Below are 19,415 nucleotides of genomic sequence, written 5' to 3'. Positions count from 1 at the left end.
GGCGGCTCGGCGCGGGATGATGCCGGTTTGCGATGCTGGTCAGGCGCTCTGGGAACCGGTTTTCGTGGCAAAGTGCCAGAGTTCGGCGCGGATTCGCGCGTGCCTGTAGGCGTCGAAGACCGCCATCGCGTAGACGAAGATCCCGCCGGCGAACTTGCCGACGAGCGAGACGTCCGCCGCGGCGGTCTTCAGCGTGAAACCGCCGAGCAGGAGCATGAAGAACAGGAAGATCAGCCCGCGAACCGGCTGGCGGTTCAGGACCTGCCCGGTTCCGGGCAGGAGAATCGCCGCGACGAGCACCAGGTAGGGGTTGACGGGCCTGCGCGGTGCCATGGTCATGCGCTCAGTCGCTCTTCGGAGAGTTCGGCGTTCAGGATATCCGCCCTGAGCGCGATGAGCGCATCCAGCAGCGGCATCACCTGTTCGGGCGGGAAGGGAGTCTGGCCCATCTCGGCGTCGCGATAGAGGAGGTAGCGGCCGCGATGCGCCTCCTCGGCGAGCCAGACGAGGCGCAGGCCCTTGGGCGAGATCACCAGCTCCTTGACGCGCGCGGCGGCGAAGAGCCCGAGGTGGCGGCGCAGCAACGCCTCGTCCGGCAGGGCCAAGGGCGCGTCGGTGCGAACCGCGCAGTCGGGCGGGAAGCCCTCGGGCGCGTCGATCTGGTCGGGCAGGCGGTTAAAGTTCGAGAAGGGCTCGACCCCGGTCGGGCGGATCATCAGGTCGAAGGTCGACCGCACCGGCAGCGGCCCGGGCAGCGTCACCAGAACCCAGAGCGCCGGCAGCTTGCGGAAGGTGAGCGTGTCGGGCACCGCCTGGAGATCGACGGGCAGGCCCCGGTAGCGTCCGCCGAGACGCGGGAAACCGGTCGGCGCGATGGTGATCCGGCTGCCACCGAGATGTCCGGCGCAGGCGTCGAAGAACCGCGCGCGGGTCGCGGCACGGCGGCGTCCGGCGCCACGGCCCCGCCACAACTGGACCGCGAGCGCGGCGCCGAGAGCGGCGGCGAGCAGCCCGAACAGCAGTTGTTCCATCGGCATCCCTCCCGTTGCAACCGGCCCGCCGTCAGAGACGGGCCGGTCCTTGTCGTCAGTATCCCGCCGGGCGCGGCCACGGCATGGAGAACTGCGCCGCCCGGCTCACGAAGCGGTAGCGCCAGAAGTGGAACCAAAGCGAGACGATGACGTAGAAGCTCACCATCGCCACGAGCTGGGTGCCATAGCCGAGGAACACCGCGAAGAAGGCCACGCCGCAGAGGCAGAGGAGCACGATGGCCGGGATCGGGTGGAACGGATGTTCGTAGCCGCGCTTGATCGTCTCGAGCGGCCATTTCCGCCGGAACAGGATCACGTTCAGCGGCATGAACGTGTATTCCAGGAGCCCCGAGAGGATCGAGAAGGTGATCACCTGGTCGAGCGGCGCGCCGAGCGCGAAGATCAGCGCGATCGGGACGAGGAAGATGATCGAGCGGTAGGGCGTCCGGTAGGTCGGATGCACCGCGCCGAACCACGACGGCAGGTAGTGGTCGCGGCCCATCGCGAACCAGGCGCGCGAGGCGTCGCAGATGCAGCCGTTGGCCGAGGCGAGCGTCGCGAAGAGCGTACCGATGCCCAGGAGCACCATCAGGAAGGTCGAGCCCGACAGCCGCGCCGCGTCGAAGAGCGGAACGCCCGCCTGGCCGAGATATTCCCACGGCATCAGGCCGACGCAGACATACCAGGTCAGCGTCGCCGCGATGAGGAGCGTGATGATCCCCGCGAGCGTGCCGAACGGCAGCGCGCGGGCGGGCGAGCGCACCTCCTCGGCCGCCTGGGTCGTGCCCTCGATGCCGAGGTAGTACCAGAGTCCGAAATGCATCGAGGCGAGCACGCCGAGCCAGCCATAGGGCAGATCGGTCATCAGCTCGGCATGGCGGAGCGGGCTGTCGCCCATGAAGGGCGCGGTGGCGAGGAAGAGGATGATGATCGCCGAGAAGGCGATGGCGGTGATCACTAGGCTGAAGCTCAAGGTCGCCAGCACGCCGCGGTAGTTGAGCCAGGCAAGGAACATGATCGCGAGGATGATGAAGGGGCGCTGGTCGAGCCCGTCATGTCCCGTCATCACCGCCACGGTGTCGATGAGGAAGCCCACCGTGATCGCGTTCGCCGCCTCGAGCATCGTGTAGGCGAAGACGAGGTAGAGCCCGACGTTGAAGGCCATGAGCGGCCCGACGATATGCTTGGCTTGCGTATATTGCCCGCCCGCCGCGGCGACAGTCGAGGTGACCTCGCTGTCGATCATGGCGACGCAGGTGTAGAGCACGCCCGCGAACCAGCAGGCGATCAGCGCGGCATAGGCGCCGCCCTTCCCGACCGCGAAGTTCCAGCCCATATATTCGCCGACGAGCACGATGCCGACGCCAAGCGCCCAGACATGGGCGGGGCCGAGCACCCTCAGAAGGCCGACCTTCTCGGGTGTGCTCGCGTCGATGCTTGCGGGGATTTGCGTTGCAGTCTCAACCATGACGTCCCCCTAAATGTGATGCTCTTCGGTCAGGGCCTCGAGCTCGCCTTCCCGCGAAGAGGTCAGGACCTCCTCGGAATAGGTGCTGTCGGTCCGGAGCCAGTCGATGATGATGAAGAGGCCGAAGAGCGCCGAAAGCGCCCAGGCCGCGTATTCCATGAAGTTCCAGATATCCATGATGGCCCCCTCTCAGCGTTCGCCGAATTTCTCGGAGATCACGTCGCGGAACTCCTTTTCGGAGAAGCGGAGCATGATCGCGTAGTAGCCGACGATCACCACGATCATCAGCACGAGGCTGCCGAGGCTGAAGCTGTAGTCGAACCGCGCCGAGATCACCTCGGCCGCCGAGGCCGCGTCGGCATAGCCGAGCTGGTTCCATTTCTCGACCATCGCCGGATTCTGGCCGAGGCTTTCCCAGGTTGGGTTGTCGACCGGCACGGGCACCTTGCTGCTGCCGGCGAGCCCCATCCAGAGCGGGATATAGAGCGCGCCGACCGCGAGAACGAGCAGCACGATCACGTCGACGATCTGACCGACCTTGCTTTGAACCGGGGGGATGTAGCGGGCCATGGTGCTCACCTCCTCAGCGCGCGGGCGGCATCGAGGAACTTGATGTCGAGCCCATACATGAAATCGCGGTCCTCGCGGTAATGCCGGAGCATCGCCAGGATCGCGGCGGTGTTGAACACGAGCACGGTCGCGCCGCCGATCAGCAGAACCGTGCGGGCGCTGCCGCTCGGCGCCAGAGACCACGTCGCGAGGGCGACGAAGACGATGGCAAGCCACAGTCCGATCACGAAGGCCCAGGCCACGAGGACGTCGCGCCTGTGCATGGCAGCAATTCTCCGACTGAGGTCAGACATTCCATTCTCCTGTTGGTTATCGGTGACGACTGCGCGTCAGGTCGCCGCGCAGATATCTTTTCTCTGTGGCAACTTTTTTGTCTAAGAGGAAACAGCCGTTGCGGCATTCTGTCAAGCAATCATTTCGGACGGTGCGCGCCACCGGGATCGGACGGCGGAAACCGGCATGGTTCCGGCGCTACGGCGGCAAAGGCCGGGCCGCCCCTTGGCGCGGCCGCGCGGCGTGGCTAAGAAGGTTCTTCCAACCGACCGGAGGAGCCCCTTGGATACTGCAAGACGCATCGCCGGGACCATCGCGACCGAGATCGGCGCCCGTCCCGAACAGGTCACCGCTGCCGTGACGCTTCTCGACGAGGGCGCGACCGTGCCCTTCGTCGCGCGCTACCGCAAGGAGGTGACGGACGGGCTCGACGACAGCCAGCTCCGGACGCTGGCCGACCGGCTCACCTACCTGCGCGAGCTGGAAGCGCGGCGCGCGGCGATCGTCGACTCGATCAGGTCGCAGGACAAGCTGACCGACGACCTCGCGCTGTCGATCGCCAAGGCGGTAACGAAGGCCGAGCTCGAGGACATCTACCTGCCCTACAAGCCCAAGCGCCGCACCAAGGCGATGATCGCGCGGGAAAACGGGCTGGAGCCGCTGGTCGAGGCGATCCTCGCCGACCGCATGGCCGACCCCGAGGCGCTGGCCGCCGGCTTCGTGACCGAGGCGGTGCCGACGGTGAAGGACGCGCTCGCGGGCGCCCGCGACATCATCGCCGAGGGGCTCGCGGAAAACGCGGGCCTTCTCGGCGGGCTCCGGGACTTCATGCAGAAGGAGGCCGTGGTCAGCGCCAGGGTGATCGCCGGGCAGGAGGAGAAGGGCGCCAAGTTCTCCGACTATTTCGACCACCGCGAGCTGTGGGCTAGCATCCCCTCGCACCGGGCGCTGGCGCTTCTGCGCGCCTCGAACGAGGGCGTCGTCACGCTCGACATCGGCCCCGAACCCGAGGTCGGCGCGGCCCGCGCCGAGGCGATCGTGGCGGCCGCACTCGACCCGCGCGGCAGCGGCAAGGGCGATGAATGGCTGCGCGGCGTCGCGGGCTGGACCTGGCGGGTGAAGCTCTCGATGACGATGATGCTCGACCTTCTCGGCACCTTGCGCGGCCGCGCCCATGAGGAGGCGATCCAGGTCTTCGCCCGCAATCTCAAGGACCTGCTCCTGGCCGCCCCGGCCGGGCCGCGCGCGACGCTCGGCCTCGATCCCGGCATCCGCACCGGGGTCAAGGCCGCCGTCGTTGATGCCACCGGCAAACTCGTCGCGACCGAGACGCTCTATCCGTTCCAGCCAAAGAACGACCTGCGCGGCGCGCAAGCGGCAATCCTCCAGCTCGTCGCGAAGCACGGCGTCGAGCTCATCGCCATCGGCAACGGCACCGCCAGCCGCGAGACCGAGCGGCTGGTGACCGAGACGCTGAAGCTCCTGCCGAAAGGCGTGAAGACGCCCACCAAGGTCGTCGTCTCCGAGGCCGGCGCCTCGGTCTATTCGGCCTCCGAACTGGCGGCGCGGGAGTTCCCCGATCTCGACGTCTCCTTGCGCGGCGCAGTCTCGATCGCGCGGCGGCTGCAGGACCCGCTCGCGGAACTGGTGAAGATCGAGCCGAAGTCGATCGGCGTCGGCCAGTACCAGCACGATGTCGACCAGCACCGGCTCTCGCGCGCGCTCGAAGCCGTGGTCGAGGACGCGGTGAACGCGGTCGGCGTCGATCTCAACACCGCCTCGGCGCCGCTTCTCGCGCATGTCTCCGGCCTCGGCCCCGGCCTTGCCGAGGCGATCGTCGCCCATCGCGACGCAAAGGGCGCCTTCCGCTCGCGCAAGGACCTTCTCGACGTCACCCGCCTCGGCCCCCGCGCCTTCGAGCAATGCGCGGGCTTTCTCAGGATCCGCGACGGCGCCGAGCCGCTGGACGCTTCCGCCGTCCACCCCGAGGCCTACGACGTCGCCCGCCGCATCGTGAAAGCCTGCGGCCGCGACCTGCGGGCGCTGATGGGCGACACCGCGGCGCTGCGCCGGCTCCGGGCCGAGGAGTTCGTCGACGGGAAGTTCGGCCTGCCGACGGTGCGCGACATCCTCGCCGAACTGGAAAAGCCCGGCCGCGATCCGCGCCCGAGCTTCGTCACCGCGAGCTTCGCCGAGGGGGTCGAGGACATCAAGGACCTGAAGCCCGGCATGGTGCTGGAGGGCACGGTCACGAACGTCGCCGCCTTCGGCGCCTTCGTCGATATCGGCGTGCATCAGGACGGGCTCGTCCATGTCAGCCAGCTCGCCGACCGCTTCGTGAAGGACCCGCACGAGGTCGTGAAGGCGGGCGACGTGGTGAAGGTGCGGGTGACCGAGGTCGACGTGGCGCGCAAGCGCATCGGGCTGACCATGCGCAAGGACGGCGGCAGCTCGGCGCGCGACGACCGCGCCGCGCGCGACGCGCGGCCGGGCGGTCAGGCGGCGCGGGGCCCGAAAGGCCCGATGGCGTCCGGTCCGAAAGGCGCGCCCTCGGGAGGCGCCTCGACCGGCGCGCTCGGCGCCGCGCTCCTCGACGCGATGCGCAAGCGCTGACGGCGCACCGCTTGCCATCAAGCCCCGGCTCGGTCAGGCTTCCTTGGAAGATGGTCGAACCACTGCGAAACGCCGGGTTCGGGAGCCTCCCCTCCCCCTTGTGGGGAGGGGATGGGGGTGGGGGATAACCACCAGGCGTCCCCTCACCCTCTCCCTCCCCCACGAGGGGAAGGAAGCGCCCGGTCTCGTCCGATCCGACCCGGTCCGATCCGCATATCGCCAGCACCGACGTCGGGAACCATGTCCTTCATCATCGACAACCAGCTCCTCCTGCTCCTCGCCTGCTTCGGCGCCGGGCTCGCCGCGGTGCTGCCGCTCTTCCGGTACGGCGCCGAGGCCCGGGCGTGGAAGATCGCCGACCTGATCTGGGTCCTGCTCGGCGGCGTCGGGGCGCTCGCCGCCGTTCTGGCCGAGGTCTACACCGCCGACAGTTCGAAACTGGACCGCCAGATCGACATCGCCTATGCGACGACCCGCGCTTTCGACCGCGACGCGGCGCGGTTCCGACTGGTGCATTGCGAGGGCGACCGCCATCCCGGCCCGTTCCAGCCCCATGTCCGGGCGCTCTGCAACAAGGTCGAGTTCCTCTCCGCCTCGACCGCCGAGAACCGTGGCCTGCCGCTGTTTCTCGAGGTCACCCAGACCACCGTCCCGCTCTCGGCGCTGCGCTTCCTGTTCGGCGATCCCGGCGACGCGGAGAGCCCCGTCGGCATGAGCCAGGATGCGATGCGGGCCGAGGCCGAGCAGTTCGATCCCGCGACCTTCCTCGCCTTCGCCGCCCAGGACGAAACCACCCAGGCGGCGCTCAAGGCGCTCGACGGCAATCCCGACCTGATCACGATCGGCGCGGAATACCGGGTGATCGCAAGCGCTTATGAGGAGCTCATCGACCAGCTGAGGCGACTCAAGGCGGAATGGGAGTTCCTGCAGGAAAACTCGCAGATCCTGACCCTGCAGGTGATCGCGCTCTGCCTCGTCGCCTTCGCCGCGCCGTTCCGGCTCGGCCGATCGGTCGCGGCGCTGGTCTGATCCTCAGCCCGGCGTCCAGGGCTGCGGCACGGTCGTGAGGAAACTGTCGCGGCCCGCGAGCGCCCGGACGATCGACCAGAGATATGGCCGGCCGGCCCAGTACGGCCCGCCACGCGCCTTCGACCAGAGCAGCAGACAGGCCGCCGCCACGCCGGGCAGCGTGACGCCGGGCCGCAGCAAGCCTTGGGAAGCGCGCGCATCGAGCCAGTCGAGCGTACGGCCGAAGCGTTCGAGGTTGCGCGCCGCAGGATCGAAGCCGATATGGTTCCTGGCCACCGGACGCAAGCCGCTCCAGTCCTGATAGAACGCGGCAGCAAGCGCGTCGCCCGCCTGCAACGTCGTCAGGAGCATCTGCCGTTCGGCACCCGGCCGGTAGCCCTCATCGGGCCAGCCGGCCAATTCCCAGAGCCGCTCGAGGATCAGGAAGGTCGGAAACACCGCCTCATCGTCCATGAGCAACGCCGGCACCTGGCCGAGCGGATTGAGCGCGAAGAGCTCCACGGGCGGAGGGAAGCGCCATTCAACCGGAGTCACCGCGAGCGCCCATTCGGCGATCAGGACGCGGCCCATGCGCGCGAAGGGCGATCCCGGGAAATAGGCCAGTTCCGCCCGCATCCTGTCCTCCCGCCGCCTCCGACCTACGAGGCTATTCTTGCAGCCTTTCGAGGTAATCCGCCAGCGCGACGAGGTTCACCGGCGTCGGGGTCAGCACCCCCTCGCCGGTCTCGACCATGACCAGCGGGCCTTCCTGCAAGGCCACTCCAAGCTCCGGCATCACCGAGGAGCGGTCGCCGCGCCGCGTATAGCCGTCGATCACCGACATCACCTTCACCTTCGGGAAGGTGCCGCCGTTACGGGCTGCGATCGTCGTCAGGTCGGCAGGGGCCTTGCCGAGCCCCTCCCCCGCCGGGCCATCGCCCTTGCCGTCCGCCCCGTGGCACGCGGCGCAGTAATCCCCGTACAGCGCCCGGCCCGAGACCTGCTGCTCGGGCGCGCAAGCCGAAAGCGCGGCCCCTGCCGCGAGAAATACCACTGCCGTCCGGATCATTCTGCCCTCCTGCCCGTCTCCCGCCACTCTGCCCTGCCCGCGCGCGGGCCGCAACCGGGTCAGGGTGTTGCCTGGATCGCGGCGAGGTAGTCGACCACCGCGAGCACCCGCGCCGAGGTGATGACCGGCGTGCCGTCTCGCGCATCGGCAACAGAGGTGTCGCCGGTGAAGACCGCGCCGAAGACGGGCATCGGGTCGCCATGCCCCCGGAGCCCGGTGCGGCCATCGACGATATGGATCACCTTCAGCCAGGGGAACGCACCGCCATTGCGCGCCGCGATCGTCGTGAGGTCCGGCACCTCGACCGTGAGGATCTCGGACATCGGCCCGCCGCCTTTCGCCTCGGCACCGTGGCACGAGGCGCAGGAGCCGTGGAAGGTGTCGCGCCCGAGGGCGGTGTCGTCCGCGGCCATGGCCGGACCGGCGGCGAGAAGGATCAAGAGAGAAAGGGCGCGCATCGGCAATCTCCGTCTGGTTCAGGCCCATCCTGACGGCGGACGCGCGCCCCGCGCCTTGATCCGGATCAGTTTTGACCGCAAAGCCCGAGCACGAGGTTCCAGAGCGGTTCCGGCACCTCGGCGCTGTCCTTGCCCCTGACCCGCGCGCCGGGCAGCCTCGCGCCCTCGTCGGCGGCGACGGCCTCGGCGAGGCGAGAGAAGCGGGCCGCGAAATCCGGCGACAGCGCCGGGTCGATCATCAGGTAGAACTGGCCGAGGTCATGCGGCGGCCCCTCGGGCGCCTTCAGCGGCTTCACATCGACCGAGTTGACGCCGCCGGTCATGCCGGCGGCCAGAATCTCCGCCATCAGCCCGAAACCCCAGCCCTTGTGACCGCCGGCCGAAACCAGCGCGCCGCCAAGTGCCGCGGCGGGATCCGTCGTGGGATTGCCCTCGGCATCGACGGCCCAGCCGAGCGGGATCTTCTCGCCCGCCGCCTTGGCCATGGTGATCTTGCCAAGCGCCACGGCCGAGGTCGAGAAGTCGAACTGCATCGCGATCCCGCCCTTCCCGTCGGGAACCGAGCAGGCGATCGGGTTGGTGCCGATGACCCGAGCCTTGCCGCCCGGCGGGGCGACGATCGGCGAGGCGTTGGTGAAGCCGATCGCGATCAGCCCGGACTGCGCCAGCTGCTCGGTGAAATAGCCAAGCGAGGTGCAGGTATGGGCATGCCCCACCGCGAGCGAGGCGGTGCCGCAGTCCCGCGCCGCCTCCAGCGCCTCGGGCAAGGCCCGCGCGAAGGCGGTCTGGGCAAAGCCGAACCGCGCGTCGACCCGGACTGCGCCGGGGCGGGGCCGCGTCACGACCGGCTCCACGTCGCCCTTCACGCGCCCGCTTGCGAGCTGCTGACAATAGCTCTCGAGATAGTAGAGCCCGCAGATCACGTTGCCGGTGGCCTCGGCGCGGCCGACCGCACGGGCAACCTCGGCGGCGACCCAGTCGGCGGCGCCGTGGCGGACCAGCGCATCCGTCGTGCGCGCCTCGATCTCGGCGATGGTAATGGTCGGCATCTTTCGTTCTCCCTTGTCCGGCGGCCCCGCTCAGGCGAGGTGGCCCGCCTCGAGCCGCAGCACGCGGTCCATGCGCGCGGCGAGTTCCAGATTGTGCGTGGCGATCACCGCCGAAAGCCCGGTTTCGCGGACGAGCTCCATCAGCGTGTCGAAGACCTGATCGGCGGTCGCCGGGTCGAGGTTGCCGGTGGGCTCGTCGGCCAGAAGAAGCTTCGGCTGGTTGGCGAGCGCCCGGCAGAAGGCCACCCGCTGCTGCTCGCCGCCCGACAGCTCGGCCGGCCGGTGCTTCGCCCGCGCCGCGATCCCCACCCGGCCCAGAAGATCGCGCGCCCGCGCCTCGGCGCCGACCTTGGCGGTGCCGTTGGCGAGCTGCGGCAGGACGATGTTCTCCTCGGCGGTGAATTCCGGCAGGAGGTGATGGAACTGGTAGACGAAGCCCACGTCCTGCCGCCGCGCCGCGGTGCGGGCCCGGTCGGAGAGCCCCGTCATCACCTTGCCGCCGATCGACACCGTCCCGCCATCGGCGGTGTCGAGAAGCCCCGCGATGTGCAGGAGCGTCGACTTGCCCGCCCCCGACGGCGCCACCAGCGCCACGACCTCGCCGCGCCCGACCGTCAGGTCGAGCCGGTTGAGAACGCGCACCTCGCCCGGCGTGCCCTTGAGGTAGGTCTTCTCGATGCCCTGGAGGGCCAGCACCGCCTCACTCATAGCGCAGCGCCTCCACCGGGTTCATCCGCGCGGCCCGCCGCGCCGGGAAGATCGTGACAAGGAACGACAGCAGCAGCGACAGCCCGACCGCACGCCCCAGGTCCCAGGCGCGAAGCTCGGCCGGAAGCCGGTAGATCCCGCGGATCGAGGGGTCCCAGGCACCGCCGCCGGTCATCCAATTGATCGCCGACATGATCGCGTCGATGTTGAGCGCGATGACGCAGCCAAGGACCACGCCCGCCAGCGTTCCGATCACGCCGGTGAACGCGCCGCAGAGGAAGAAGACCCGCAACACCGAGCCCTCGGTCAGGCCCATGGTCCTGAGGATGCCGATGTCGCGGCCCTTGTTCTTCACCAGCATCACGAGGCCCGAGGTGATGTTCAGCGCCGCGATCATCACAACGAGCGCGAGGATCAGGAACATCACGTCATCCTCGATGTCGAGCGCGTTGAGGAATGCGCCCGAGGAATCGCGCCAGGTCCAGAGGATGGTGCCGTCGCCGCCGGCCTCGTAGAGCGCCGGGCCGTAGCTGTCGATCGCCTCGGGATCGGCGACATAGACCTCGATCTCGTCGGCCCCGGCCTCGCGGTTGAAGAAGCTCTGCGCCTCCTCGTAGGGCAGGTAGATCCTTGTGCGGTCGATATCCCAGCGCCCGGCCGAGAAGATATAGACGACCTCGTAGGCATTGACGCGTGGGCTCGTGCCGAAGGCGGTCTTCGCCCCGCTCGGCTGAATGAGCTTCACCCGGTCGCCGATGCCGACGCCGAGATCGCGGGCGATCCCGACGCCGATCGCCATGCCCTCGCCGAACCGTTCGATATCGCCGAGCGCCTCGTCCGAGCCCGCGACCCGCGGGATCGTCTTCAGGTCGTCGAGCGAAATGCCATAGACCTCGGCGACGTTGGAACGGTCGTTCAGCGTTGCCATCGCCTGGCCGCGGATGATGGGCGCGGCGCGGGTGACGCCGGGAATGGCGCGGACCGTCTCTGCCAGCCGCCCGGCCTCGGGGATCGCCCGGCTGGATACGCCATTCTCGTCGACCCAGGTCGCGCGACTCACCGCGACATGGGCGTTCGAGCCGAGGATGGTATCGACGAACTCGGTCCGGAATCCGGCCCGGACCGCCAACGTCACGATCAGCGCCATCACGCCGAGCGCGATGCCGATGAGGCTGATCCAGGTCATTACACTGACCCCCCCCTCGGCGCGGCGCGCGCGCAGGTAGCGCCAGGCGATCATGAATTCGAAGGCGGAAAACGGCGCGGTCGCCAAGGTCTGCTCCCTCTCTGGTCGGGCGGACACATGCGCCGAATGGCGCGCCGGGTCAAGGCGCGGGAGCCCGCCGGCCCGGCACCCGCTCACCGGAACGTGATGGGCGCGCGCGTTGCCCCCCTGCCCCCATGCCCCGCATCATTCGCGCGCACGAACAACGGGAGGACGACATGACACGGATCACCCTTTCGCTCGCGGCGGCGCTCGCGCTCTCGACATCCGCGTTTGCCCAGGAAGCGACCCGCGCGATCGAGAACGTCGCGGGCGACGTCTACCGGTTCCAGAACAACTTCCATTACTCGCTGGTCGTGGCGACCGGCGAGGGCACAGTCGTCGTCGACCCGATCGACGCCGAGGCCGCGACCTGGCTGAAGGAGAACCTGGCCCAGGTCACCGACCAGCCGGTCACCCACCTGATCTATTCGCATTCCCACGCCGACCACGCCTCGGGCGGGGCGGTCTACGAGGGCGCCCATGTCATAGCGCATGAGAACGCGCCCGCCGAGATCGACGGCGTCACCCCGACCGAACGCTTCGCCGATACGCATTCTTTCGAGCTTGGCGGCAAGACCTTCGAGCTCACCTATCTCGGCCCGGGCCACGGCGAGGACATGATCGCGGTCGTGGTGCGGCCCGAGAACGTGGGCTTCATTGTCGATGTCTCCTCGCCGGAACGGCTGCCCTACCAGACCTTCGGTGGCGCCAATATCGACGACTGGACCCAACAGATCGCCAAGGCCGAGAGCCTCGATTTCGAGACCTTCGCGCCCGGTCACGGCCGGATCGGCACCCATGCCGATCTCGCGCCGACCCGCGTCTATATCGAGGAACTGCGCGCAGCGGTGCTCGACGGGCTCAAGGCCGGCAAGTCGGTCGCCGAACTTCAGGCCGAGGTGACGATGGACGCCTATTCCGGCTGGGGCCAGTATGCCGACTGGCGGCCGATGAATGTCGAGGGGATGGCCACCTACCTCACCGAGGCGGGGCTTGCGAACTGACCGCTAGTCGAGGCGCCGGCGGCGGAAAGGCGAGAGGAGCAGCGACAGGAGCCCCGCCACCGCCGCCCAGCCTCCGGCAAAGCCCGCCCCGGCCGTCGCCAGACCGGCGGTCGTCACCGGCATCGCCGGCTTGAAATCCGCCCAGGTCGCCTCCAGCAGGGCGCGGTCGGCGAAGCGGTGCGGCAGGAGCACCCGCTCGAACGGCCCGGCGACGCGCAGGAGCGCGAGGTCCGACGACAGGCGCTCGTGGCGCGCGAAGGCGCGGCGCATGTCCTCCTGGCGGTAACCCAGGAACTCGGTTCCCGACATGGACGCCAGCGCCGCGTCGCGGCTCAGCCCCGCCTTTTCGGCGGAGGCGTCGAATTCCGCCGTGATCTGGCCGAGGGCGTCGACCTGCCCGCCGAGCCTCTGGAGGTACTGTTGCGAGAATTCGGGGAACTGCGACAGGGCCGCCGCGCCGGCGAGCGCGCCCGCGAAACTCAAGACCTTGAGCACCGATCCGCCTCCTGCCCCCGGTTCCTCTCTAGCGCGTTTCGCGCGCCGAGAGAAGCGTCGCGACCGGAGCACGGAGGGCGCGCCCCACGGCCCGCGTCGCCTCGGCGTCGAGATGGACGCCATCGAGCACCGAGGCCCGCGCCACGGTCCCCGCGTCGAACCAGGGCAGCGCATGGGCCTCGGCCACCCGCTGTACGACCTCGGCATAGGCCTCGGAAGCCGCGATCTTGGAGGGCGTGACGTCGGGGTCGGCACAGGCGACCATCGCCGGCGGCGCGACGAGCAGCACGTCCGGACGGTGCGGCGCGGGCAACCGGTAGGCATGGTGCTGGATCACCTCGACGACCCGCATCAACCCGTCCCGCACCCGCCACACCGGATGGTCTTCCCAGATATCGTTGCTACCGAGCATGACCACGACCGCGTCGAGCGGCGCGTGGCTGTGCAGGAGCACCGGCAGGATCCGCGCGCCGTTCATGTCGCAGGACGCGGACTGACGGTCGTAGGCCGTGGAGCGACCACGCAGCCCCTCGGCGGCGACCCTGACACCCTCGAGCCCGGCGGCGAGCACGTTCGGCCAGCGATCCTCCGCCGCGTGACGGCCAAGGCCATCGGGACGCGAGCCCCAGGTCAGGCTGTCGCCGAAGGCCATGATCTCGGCCACGGGTCAGACGCCCTTGTAGAGCGCGGCGATCCGGTCGACCGCGGCGAGCACGCTCATCTCCTCGCTCTCTCCGGTGCGGCGCGAGGTGACCTCGACCTTGCCGGCGGCGAGGCCGCGCGGGCCGACGGTGATCCGCCACGGCAGGCCGATCAGGTCCATCGTCGCGAACTTCGCGCCCGCCCGCTCGTCGCGGTCGTCATAGAGCGGCTCGAGCCCCTTCGCGGTGAGCGCGCCGTAGATCTCGGCGCAGGCCGCGTCGGTCGCCGCGTCGCCCTGCTTGAGGTTGACGATGCCGCAGTGGAAGGGCGTGACACCCTCGGGCCAGATGATGCCCTTCTCGTCGTGGGATGCCTCGATGATGGCGCCGACAAGCCGCGACACGCCGATCCCGTGCGAGCCCATGTGGACCGGCACCCGCTCACCCTTGTCGTTGACGACCATGGCGCCCATCGGCTCGGAATACTTGGTGCCGAAGTAGAAGATCTGGCCGACCTCGATGCCGCGCGCCACCCGGCGGCGCTCCTCGGGGATCTGGCTGAACACCGCCTCGTCATGGGTCTCGTCGGTGCGGGCATAGCGCGAGGTGAACTCCTCCAGCACCCCGCGGCAGGCGGCGTGATCGTCGTAGTCGATCTCGCGGTCACCGAACTTCAGGTCGGTGATGGCGCTGTCGTAGAAGACCTCGCTTTCGCCAGTCGCGGCGAGGACGAGGAATTCATGGGTGTCGTCGCCGCCGATCGGCCCGCTGTCGGCGCGCATCGGGATCGCCTGCAGACCCATCCGCTCATAGGTGCGCAGATAGCTGACCAGATGGCGGTTGTAGGCGTGCAGCGCGTCTTCCTTCGTCAGGTCGAAATTGTAGCCGTCCTTCATGTAGAACTCGCGGCCGCGCATGACGCCGAAGCGCGGGCGGATCTCGTCGCGGAACTTCCACTGGACGTGGTAGAGCGTCAGCGGCAGGTCCTTGTAGGAGCCGACATGGGCGCGGAAGATGTCGGTGATCATCTCCTCGTTCGTCGGCCCGTAGAGCATGTCGCGCTTGTGGCGGTCAGTGATGCGCAGCATCTCCTCGCCGTAATCGTCGTAGCGCCCGGACTCGCGCCAGAGATCGGCGGGCTGGAGCGTCGGCATCAGCATCGGGATATGGCCGGCGCGGATCTGTTCCTGGTGCACGATCTCCTCGATGCGCTTGAGGACCCGGAAGCCCATCGGCAGCCAGGAATAGATCCCGGCGGCCTGCTGCTTGATCATGCCCGCGCGCAGCATGTAGCGGTGGCTGACGATCTGCGCGTCGGCGGGGTTTTCCTTGAGGACGGGCAGGAAATAGCGGGAAAGACGCATCTGGGTCTCGATCCTTGGAAGTCGTTCGTCCCCGCTTATGCCAAAGACCGGCATCAGGCAAGCGGGCGGCCACGCCGGTATCCGGCGGAGGCCCGTTCCGGGCCAATGTTCCCACCTCGCCTGCCGCGCGTTCCGTGCGTCGGCTCAGGTGCCTCCGGCGGGGATATTTCCGGCAAGGCGAAACCGCGACCGCGCCTTCATCTTGCCCCAAGTATCCCCGCCGGAGGCAAATCCGAGCCCCCTGCCGAAGCAGGGGGCGAGAGATCTCGTGGCGCCCGGAACGGGCGCCGCCTTTCGGTGAGCCTCAGCCGGTCAGAAGCGCACGCGCGGCGTCGCGGGCCGCGTCGGTGACATTCTCGCCCGAGAGCATCCGCGCCAGTTCGCCGATCCGTTCCGCCGGAGCAAGCGGCACGACCGTCGATGTCGTCATCCCCGCCGCAACGCGCTTTTCCACCCGCCAGTGATGGGCGCCGCGCGCCGCGACCTGCGGGCTGTGGGTCACGACGAGGATCTGCGCCGTCTCGGCGAGCCGCGCGAGCCGGCGACCCACCGCGTCGGCGGTCGCGCCGCCGACGCCGCGGTCGATCTCGTCGAAGATCATCGTCAGAGCCTCGCCGCCGCGCGCCAGGACGACCTTGAGGGCAAGAAGGAACCGCGAGAGCTCGCCCCCTGAGGCGATCCGGTTCAGCGCTCCCGCCGGCGCCCCGGGATTGGTCGCGACCGTGAAGGCGACCTGGTCGCAGCCCTCCGGCCCGGCCTCGCCCGGAGTGATCTCCGTGGCGAAATGGGCGCGCTCCATCTTCAAGGGCGCAAGCTCCGCCGCCACGCCCGCATCCAGCCGCACAGCCGCTTCTCGCCGGGTATCACTCAGCGCCGCCGCAGCAACATCATAGGTGGCATCCGCCGCCGCCACCGCTTCGGTGAGGCTGCGGATATTCTCCGCCCCGCCATCGACGGCCGCGAGCCGGCCGCGCAGCTCCCCGGCGAACCCGCCAAGGTCGTCGGCGAGCACCCCGTGCTTGCGAGCGAGCCCGCGGATCGCGAACAGCCGCTCCTCGACCGCCTCGATCTCGCGCGGGTCGAAGCTCAGCGCCTCAAGGCAGGTCTCAGCCCCCTGCGCCGCCTCGCCGAGTTCGGTCAGGGCCCGCTCCAACGCCGCGATCGCACCGTCGAGCCTACCCTCGGCCTTCTCCGCCGCGCCATCGAGCCAGCGCCTCGCATCGGCCATCAGCCCCTCGGCGCCGTCCGACCCGAGCGCCTGGACCGCGCGCGAGATATCCTCGCGGATCCGCGCCGCGGCTTGCATCGTCCTTCGCCTTGCGTCGAGTTCCGCCTCCTCGCCCGGCATCGGGTCGAGCGCGTCCAGCTCCGCCACAGCATGGCGCAGGTAATCCTCCTCGGCGCGCATTTCGGCGAGATCGGCCTCGGCGGCCTCGAGTGCCCGGCGCGCGGCCGCGCGCGCCGCCCAGGCGCGCCGTGCCGGCGCGAGATCCGCACCCGCGAATGCATCGAGAAGCTGCCGGTGCCCGCGCGGGTTCAAAAGCCCGCGGTCGTCATGCTGGCCGTGAAGCTCGATCAGCGTGTCCGACAGCGCCCGCAGCACCTCGCCCGAGGTCCGGCGGTCGTTGACATAGGCGGTCTTGCGCCCGTCGGCGGCGTTCACCCGGCGCAGGATCAGCTCATCGCCGGCATCGAGCCCCGCCTCGGCCAGGATCGTGCGGGCCGCGTGGCCCTCAGGCAGATCGAAAACGGCCGTCACTTCGCCTTGCGCAGCGCCCGTGCGCACCAGTTCGGCCCTGCCGCGCCAGCCGAGCACGAAACCGAGGCAGTCCAGCAGGATCGACTTGCCCGCGCCCGTCTCGCCGGTGAGCACGTTGAGACCCGGCCGGAAGCCGAGCTCCAGCCGCTCGATGATCAGCATGTCACGGATTTCCAGTGATCTGAGCATGCCCGCCCCCGGAGCGTGCGCCTCAGCGCACGGTCACATCCATTCGCCCCGGATCATCTGCCGGTAGATCTGTGCGAGCCAGCCGTCGCCCTTCACCTCGGGCTGCAGGCCCTTTCCGGTCAGCAGCCGGAAGCTGTCCTCGTACCAGACGGTCGAGCGGAAGTTGTGGCCGAGGATAGCACCCGCGGTCTGCGCCTCGTCGGTCAGGCCGAGCGAGAGGTAGCTCTCCACCAGCCGGTGCAGCGCCTCGGGCGTGTGCGACGTCGTCTGGTAGTCCTCGACCACGACGCGGAACCGGTTGATCGCGGCGGTGTAGTGGTTGCGCTTGAGGTAGTAGCGGCCGATCTCCATCTCCTTCGCCGCGAGATGGTCGAAGGCGAGGTCGAACTTGAGGATCGCCGAGCGCGCATAGTCACTGTCGGGATATTCCTCGATCACCGCACGCAGGGCTTGCAGCGCCTGGAAGGTCAGGCCCTGGTCGCGGCCGACCTCGTCGATCTGGTCGTAGTAGGACAGCGCGAGCAGGTATTTCGCGTAGGCCGCGTCCTCCTCGGCCGGGTAGGTGTCGATATAGCGCTGCGCGGAAGCGCGGCTGTTCTCGTAGTCGCGGTCCTTGTGATAGGCGAAGGCCTGCATGATCAGCGCCCGCTTGGCCCACTCGGAATAGGGATAGAGCCGCTCCACCTCGGAGAAATAGGTGACTGCATCGGCGCCCTTGCGGCTGTTGGCGAGTTCGTACTCGCCCAGCTTGTAGATCGTCTCGGCATCGAGCTTCTCGAATTCGGCCGACGTCGGCGTACCGCCGCCACAGGCCGACAGAAAAGCGGCCAGCGCGAGGCTGCCGACAAGATTTGCCGTAATTCTCGCCCGCCCCATGTTTTGCCTATCCCGTTTCTGCTTCTCGATTCCGGCTGGTCCACCGGTTTGCCGGCCCTGCACCGGCCTCGTCTAGCACAGAAAAATCCGGGGCGCAAAACGCCTTTCGCACCCGTGCACCAGCTCAGGCGACGGCCGAAATATCGGCGCGATCAATACCCGCTCCGGGCAGGAGGCGGCGCTGCTCGGCGGTGGATTCGACGACCCTGTAGGCACTTGGATCGGCGAAGAGCGCCCGGAGCAGACGGTTGGTCATCGCGTGACCGGCGCGGTTGCCGGTGTAGCGGCCAAGGATCGGAGCCCCCGCAAGCGCAAGGTCGCCGAGCGCGTCGAGCATCTTGTGGCGCACCGCCTCGTCGGCATGGCGCAGGCCACCCGGCGACAGGACCCGCTCGCCCTCGACCACCACCGCATTCTCGTAGCTGCCGCCAAGCGCGAGGCCGTTGGCACGCATCGCCTCGACATCCGCCTGACGGCAGAACGTCCGGCTGTCGCTGAGTTCGCGCAGAAAGGCGCCGTTGGTCATCGACAGCCGCTTCTGCTGGCGGCCGATCGCAGCGTCGGCGAAGTCGATCGCGAAGTCGATCTCAAGCGTCGGGGCCGGCTCGAGCCGGGCCATCGCCACGCCCTCGCGGACCTCGACCGGCTTCAGCACCTCGAAGAGCCGCAGCGGCGCGTCGAGCACCCGCACGCCGCGCGCCATGATCCCGGCGACGAACGGCGCCGACGACCCGTCGAGAATCGGCACTTCCGGCCCGTCGATCTCGATCAGCGCGTTCTGGATGCCACATCCGGCGAGCGCGGCCATGATGTGCTCAATGGTCGAGACGCTCGTCCCGGCGGCATTGGAAATCACGGTGCAGAGCTTGGCGTTCGACACCGCCGACCAGTGCGCCTGCACCATCGCGTCGCGGCCGATCACATCGGTACGGCGGAACCAGATTCCATACTCGGCCGAAGCCGGATGGACCGACATGCGAGCGCGCAGGCCCGAATGCAGGCCGTGGCCCGTGAAGGTGGCGGTGGATCGGATCGTCGTCTGCACGTTCAACCTCGTCCCGGCATCAAGACCGGCGTTTTTGGTAACGTTGAGGTAATGCGGCGCGAGTATAAGCTCAACTCACTCTTTGCAACTGAATGTAACATTGGCTCGAATCATCGGCGAAGCCCCGCCAATCACTTCAAATTCCGCCCTCAATGAGCTGAAAAACAAAAGAAAAGGGCCGGCGGTTGCCGACCCCCTCTCAGGAATTTGTGAGTCGTTCAGTTCGCCTGCCGCCGAAGGAACGCAGGGATCTCGATCCGCTCCTGGTCCGGATCGACCTCCGGCTCCTCGTCATAGGCGGCCGAAACCTGAGGCCGTGTGCGCAGGGGCGGCGTCGTCCGCTCGGCCTGCTCGGCGTTATGACCCGCCATGCGGTTCAGGAGCGTGTTGATCCCGAAGCGGGGCTTTTCTGCCTGCCGCTGCGGCTGCTGGGCCGGAACGGCGCGCGGGGCGGCCGGGCTCGGCTGCGCGGCGCGCGGCGGCTGGCCCGGCGTGCGGCCGACGGCCGCCTGAAGCCGAGCCAGCGCC

General features: G+C 68.8%; 21 protein-coding genes and 1 pseudogene. 3 read left to right on the top strand and 19 right to left on the bottom strand.

The annotated features are described in order from the left end of the window. Positions 1-39: 39 nt before the first annotated feature. The 6 genes from OM960_RS17050 to OM960_RS17025 are packed head-to-tail and all read right to left on the bottom strand — an operon-like array spanning position 40 to position 3,362. Positions 40-339: a hypothetical protein gene (locus OM960_RS17050; RefSeq protein WP_263338646.1), complete on the bottom strand. Its 300-nt coding sequence runs from the start codon at positions 337-339 to the stop codon at positions 40-42. Beyond that, the gene (locus tag OM960_RS17045) at positions 336-1,031 is read right to left on the bottom strand and encodes a hypothetical protein (protein WP_264772795.1); all 696 of its coding nucleotides are present in this window, start codon (positions 1,029-1,031) and stop codon (positions 336-338) included. Before OM960_RS17045 ends, OM960_RS17050 begins: the two co-directional genes overlap by 4 nt. Positions 1,032-1,086: 55 nt before the next feature. Next, positions 1,087-2,499, bottom strand: coding sequence for an APC family permease (locus OM960_RS17040; protein ID WP_263338640.1), 1,413 nt, complete (start codon positions 2,497-2,499; stop codon positions 1,087-1,089). A 9-nt stretch (positions 2,500-2,508) separates the two neighbouring features. Continuing rightward, a complete protein-coding gene (locus OM960_RS17035; RefSeq protein ID WP_263338637.1) occupies positions 2,509-2,676 on the bottom strand; it encodes a hypothetical protein in 168 nt (55 codons plus the stop codon). A gap of 12 nt (positions 2,677-2,688) precedes the next feature. Further along, positions 2,689-3,069, bottom strand: a complete 381-nt coding sequence (locus OM960_RS17030) for a hypothetical protein (protein WP_263338635.1) — start codon at positions 3,067-3,069, stop codon at positions 2,689-2,691. A gap of 5 nt (positions 3,070-3,074) precedes the next feature. Further along, positions 3,075-3,362: a hypothetical protein gene (locus OM960_RS17025; protein ID WP_263338632.1), complete on the bottom strand. Its 288-nt coding sequence runs from the start codon at positions 3,360-3,362 to the stop codon at positions 3,075-3,077. 262 nt (positions 3,363-3,624) lie between these two features. On the opposite strand from OM960_RS17025, the gene OM960_RS17020 reads away from it, so the two are divergent. Beyond that, on the top strand, positions 3,625-5,955 hold the full coding sequence (locus OM960_RS17020) for a Tex family protein (protein WP_264772794.1): 2,331 nt from the start codon (positions 3,625-3,627) through the stop codon (positions 5,953-5,955). Positions 5,956-6,195: 240 nt separating this feature from the next. Continuing rightward, on the top strand, positions 6,196-6,984 hold the full coding sequence (locus OM960_RS17015) for a hypothetical protein (protein WP_263338625.1): 789 nt from the start codon (positions 6,196-6,198) through the stop codon (positions 6,982-6,984). Between the two features lie 3 nt (positions 6,985-6,987). On the opposite strand, the gene OM960_RS17010 is transcribed toward OM960_RS17015, so the two are convergent. From OM960_RS17010 to OM960_RS16985, 6 genes are all read right to left on the bottom strand, one after another. After that, positions 6,988-7,599, bottom strand: coding sequence for a glutathione S-transferase family protein (locus OM960_RS17010; RefSeq protein ID WP_263338622.1), 612 nt, complete (start codon positions 7,597-7,599; stop codon positions 6,988-6,990). A gap of 31 nt (positions 7,600-7,630) precedes the next feature. Further along, positions 7,631-8,032, bottom strand: coding sequence for a c-type cytochrome (locus OM960_RS17005; protein ID WP_264772793.1), 402 nt, complete (start codon positions 8,030-8,032; stop codon positions 7,631-7,633). 59 nt (positions 8,033-8,091) lie between these two features. Continuing rightward, positions 8,092-8,490, bottom strand: a complete 399-nt coding sequence (locus OM960_RS17000) for a c-type cytochrome (RefSeq protein ID WP_264772792.1) — start codon at positions 8,488-8,490, stop codon at positions 8,092-8,094. A gap of 65 nt (positions 8,491-8,555) precedes the next feature. Beyond that, on the bottom strand, positions 8,556-9,539 hold the full coding sequence (locus tag OM960_RS16995; protein WP_264772791.1) for an Ldh family oxidoreductase: 984 nt from the start codon (positions 9,537-9,539) through the stop codon (positions 8,556-8,558). Between the two features lie 30 nt (positions 9,540-9,569). Further along, positions 9,570-10,247 carry an ABC transporter ATP-binding protein gene (locus tag OM960_RS16990; protein WP_264772790.1) on the bottom strand — a complete coding sequence of 226 codons (678 nt, stop codon included), beginning with the start codon at positions 10,245-10,247 and terminating at the stop codon, positions 9,570-9,572. Beyond that, entirely contained in the window at positions 10,240-11,487 is a 1,248-nt protein-coding gene (locus OM960_RS16985; RefSeq protein ID WP_263338663.1) for a lipoprotein-releasing ABC transporter permease subunit, read from the bottom strand. Before OM960_RS16985 ends, OM960_RS16990 begins: the two co-directional genes overlap by 8 nt. Positions 11,488-11,690: 203 nt before the next feature. Here OM960_RS16985 and OM960_RS16980 point away from each other — a divergent pair, with 203 nt between their 5' ends. Continuing rightward, positions 11,691-12,518, top strand: coding sequence for an MBL fold metallo-hydrolase (locus OM960_RS16980; RefSeq protein WP_264772789.1), 828 nt, complete (start codon positions 11,691-11,693; stop codon positions 12,516-12,518). A 3-nt stretch (positions 12,519-12,521) separates the two neighbouring features. Here OM960_RS16980 and OM960_RS16975 read toward each other — a convergent pair whose 3' ends face one another. The 7 genes and pseudogenes from OM960_RS16975 to OM960_RS16945 all read right to left on the bottom strand — a co-directional run. Then, on the bottom strand, positions 12,522-13,013 hold the full coding sequence (locus OM960_RS16975; RefSeq protein WP_264772788.1) for a DUF2937 family protein: 492 nt from the start codon (positions 13,011-13,013) through the stop codon (positions 12,522-12,524). 28 nt (positions 13,014-13,041) lie between these two features. Continuing rightward, complete coding sequence (locus OM960_RS16970) at positions 13,042-13,677, bottom strand: GDSL-type esterase/lipase family protein (protein ID WP_263338601.1); 636 nt, start codon at positions 13,675-13,677, stop codon at positions 13,042-13,044. A gap of 3 nt (positions 13,678-13,680) precedes the next feature. After that, positions 13,681-15,018: a proline--tRNA ligase gene (proS, locus tag OM960_RS16965; protein ID WP_263338598.1), complete on the bottom strand. Its 1,338-nt coding sequence runs from the start codon at positions 15,016-15,018 to the stop codon at positions 13,681-13,683. A 304-nt stretch (positions 15,019-15,322) separates the two neighbouring features. Further along, positions 15,323-16,966 carry a DNA repair protein RecN gene (recN, locus tag OM960_RS16960; RefSeq protein ID WP_263338596.1) on the bottom strand — a complete coding sequence of 548 codons (1,644 nt, stop codon included), beginning with the start codon at positions 16,964-16,966 and terminating at the stop codon, positions 15,323-15,325. A 33-nt stretch (positions 16,967-16,999) separates the two neighbouring features. Beyond that, on the bottom strand, positions 17,000-17,842 hold the full coding sequence (locus tag OM960_RS16955; protein ID WP_263338593.1) for an outer membrane protein assembly factor BamD: 843 nt from the start codon (positions 17,840-17,842) through the stop codon (positions 17,000-17,002). A 124-nt stretch (positions 17,843-17,966) separates the two neighbouring features. Beyond that, positions 17,967-18,887, bottom strand: coding sequence for a UDP-3-O-acyl-N-acetylglucosamine deacetylase (gene lpxC / locus OM960_RS16950; protein ID WP_264772787.1), 921 nt, complete (start codon positions 18,885-18,887; stop codon positions 17,967-17,969). A 218-nt stretch (positions 18,888-19,105) separates the two neighbouring features. Next, positions 19,106-19,415: pseudogene (locus tag OM960_RS16945) on the bottom strand (cell division protein FtsZ); the annotation flags it as partial.

Origin of the sequence: Defluviimonas salinarum (assembly GCF_026013545.1) — a bacterium.
Lineage (GTDB): Bacteria > Pseudomonadota > Alphaproteobacteria > Rhodobacterales > Rhodobacteraceae > Albidovulum > Albidovulum salinarum.
This window is presented reverse-complemented; position numbering and strand designations above follow the sequence as displayed.

Coding starts and splice junctions, on each gene's coding strand:
- OM960_RS17050 (WP_263338646.1), bottom strand. CDS start 339: ATGACCATGGCACCGCGCAGGCCCGTCAACCCCTACCTGGTGCTCGTC.
- OM960_RS17045 (WP_264772795.1), bottom strand. CDS start 1,031: ATGGAACAACTGCTGTTCGGGCTGCTCGCCGCCGCTCTCGGCGCCGCG.
- OM960_RS17040 (WP_263338640.1), bottom strand. CDS start 2,499: ATGGTTGAGACTGCAACGCAAATCCCCGCAAGCATCGACGCGAGCACA.
- OM960_RS17035 (WP_263338637.1), bottom strand. CDS start 2,676: ATGGATATCTGGAACTTCATGGAATACGCGGCCTGGGCGCTTTCGGCG.
- OM960_RS17030 (WP_263338635.1), bottom strand. CDS start 3,069: ATGGCCCGCTACATCCCCCCGGTTCAAAGCAAGGTCGGTCAGATCGTC.
- OM960_RS17025 (WP_263338632.1), bottom strand. CDS start 3,362: ATGTCTGACCTCAGTCGGAGAATTGCTGCCATGCACAGGCGCGACGTC.
- OM960_RS17015 (WP_263338625.1), top strand. CDS start 6,196: ATGTCCTTCATCATCGACAACCAGCTCCTCCTGCTCCTCGCCTGCTTC.
- OM960_RS17010 (WP_263338622.1), bottom strand. CDS start 7,599: ATGCGGGCGGAACTGGCCTATTTCCCGGGATCGCCCTTCGCGCGCATG.
- OM960_RS17005 (WP_264772793.1), bottom strand. CDS start 8,032: ATGATCCGGACGGCAGTGGTATTTCTCGCGGCAGGGGCCGCGCTTTCG.
- OM960_RS17000 (WP_264772792.1), bottom strand. CDS start 8,490: ATGCGCGCCCTTTCTCTCTTGATCCTTCTCGCCGCCGGTCCGGCCATG.
- OM960_RS16995 (WP_264772791.1), bottom strand. CDS start 9,539: ATGCCGACCATTACCATCGCCGAGATCGAGGCGCGCACGACGGATGCG.
- OM960_RS16990 (WP_264772790.1), bottom strand. CDS start 10,247: ATGAGTGAGGCGGTGCTGGCCCTCCAGGGCATCGAGAAGACCTACCTC.
- OM960_RS16985 (WP_263338663.1), bottom strand. CDS start 11,487: ATGATCGCCTGGCGCTACCTGCGCGCGCGCCGCGCCGAGGGGGGGGTC.
- OM960_RS16980 (WP_264772789.1), top strand. CDS start 11,691: ATGACACGGATCACCCTTTCGCTCGCGGCGGCGCTCGCGCTCTCGACA.
- proS (WP_263338598.1), bottom strand. CDS start 15,018: ATGCGTCTTTCCCGCTATTTCCTGCCCGTCCTCAAGGAAAACCCCGCC.
- recN (WP_263338596.1), bottom strand. CDS start 16,966: ATGCTCAGATCACTGGAAATCCGTGACATGCTGATCATCGAGCGGCTG.
- OM960_RS16955 (WP_263338593.1), bottom strand. CDS start 17,842: ATGGGGCGGGCGAGAATTACGGCAAATCTTGTCGGCAGCCTCGCGCTG.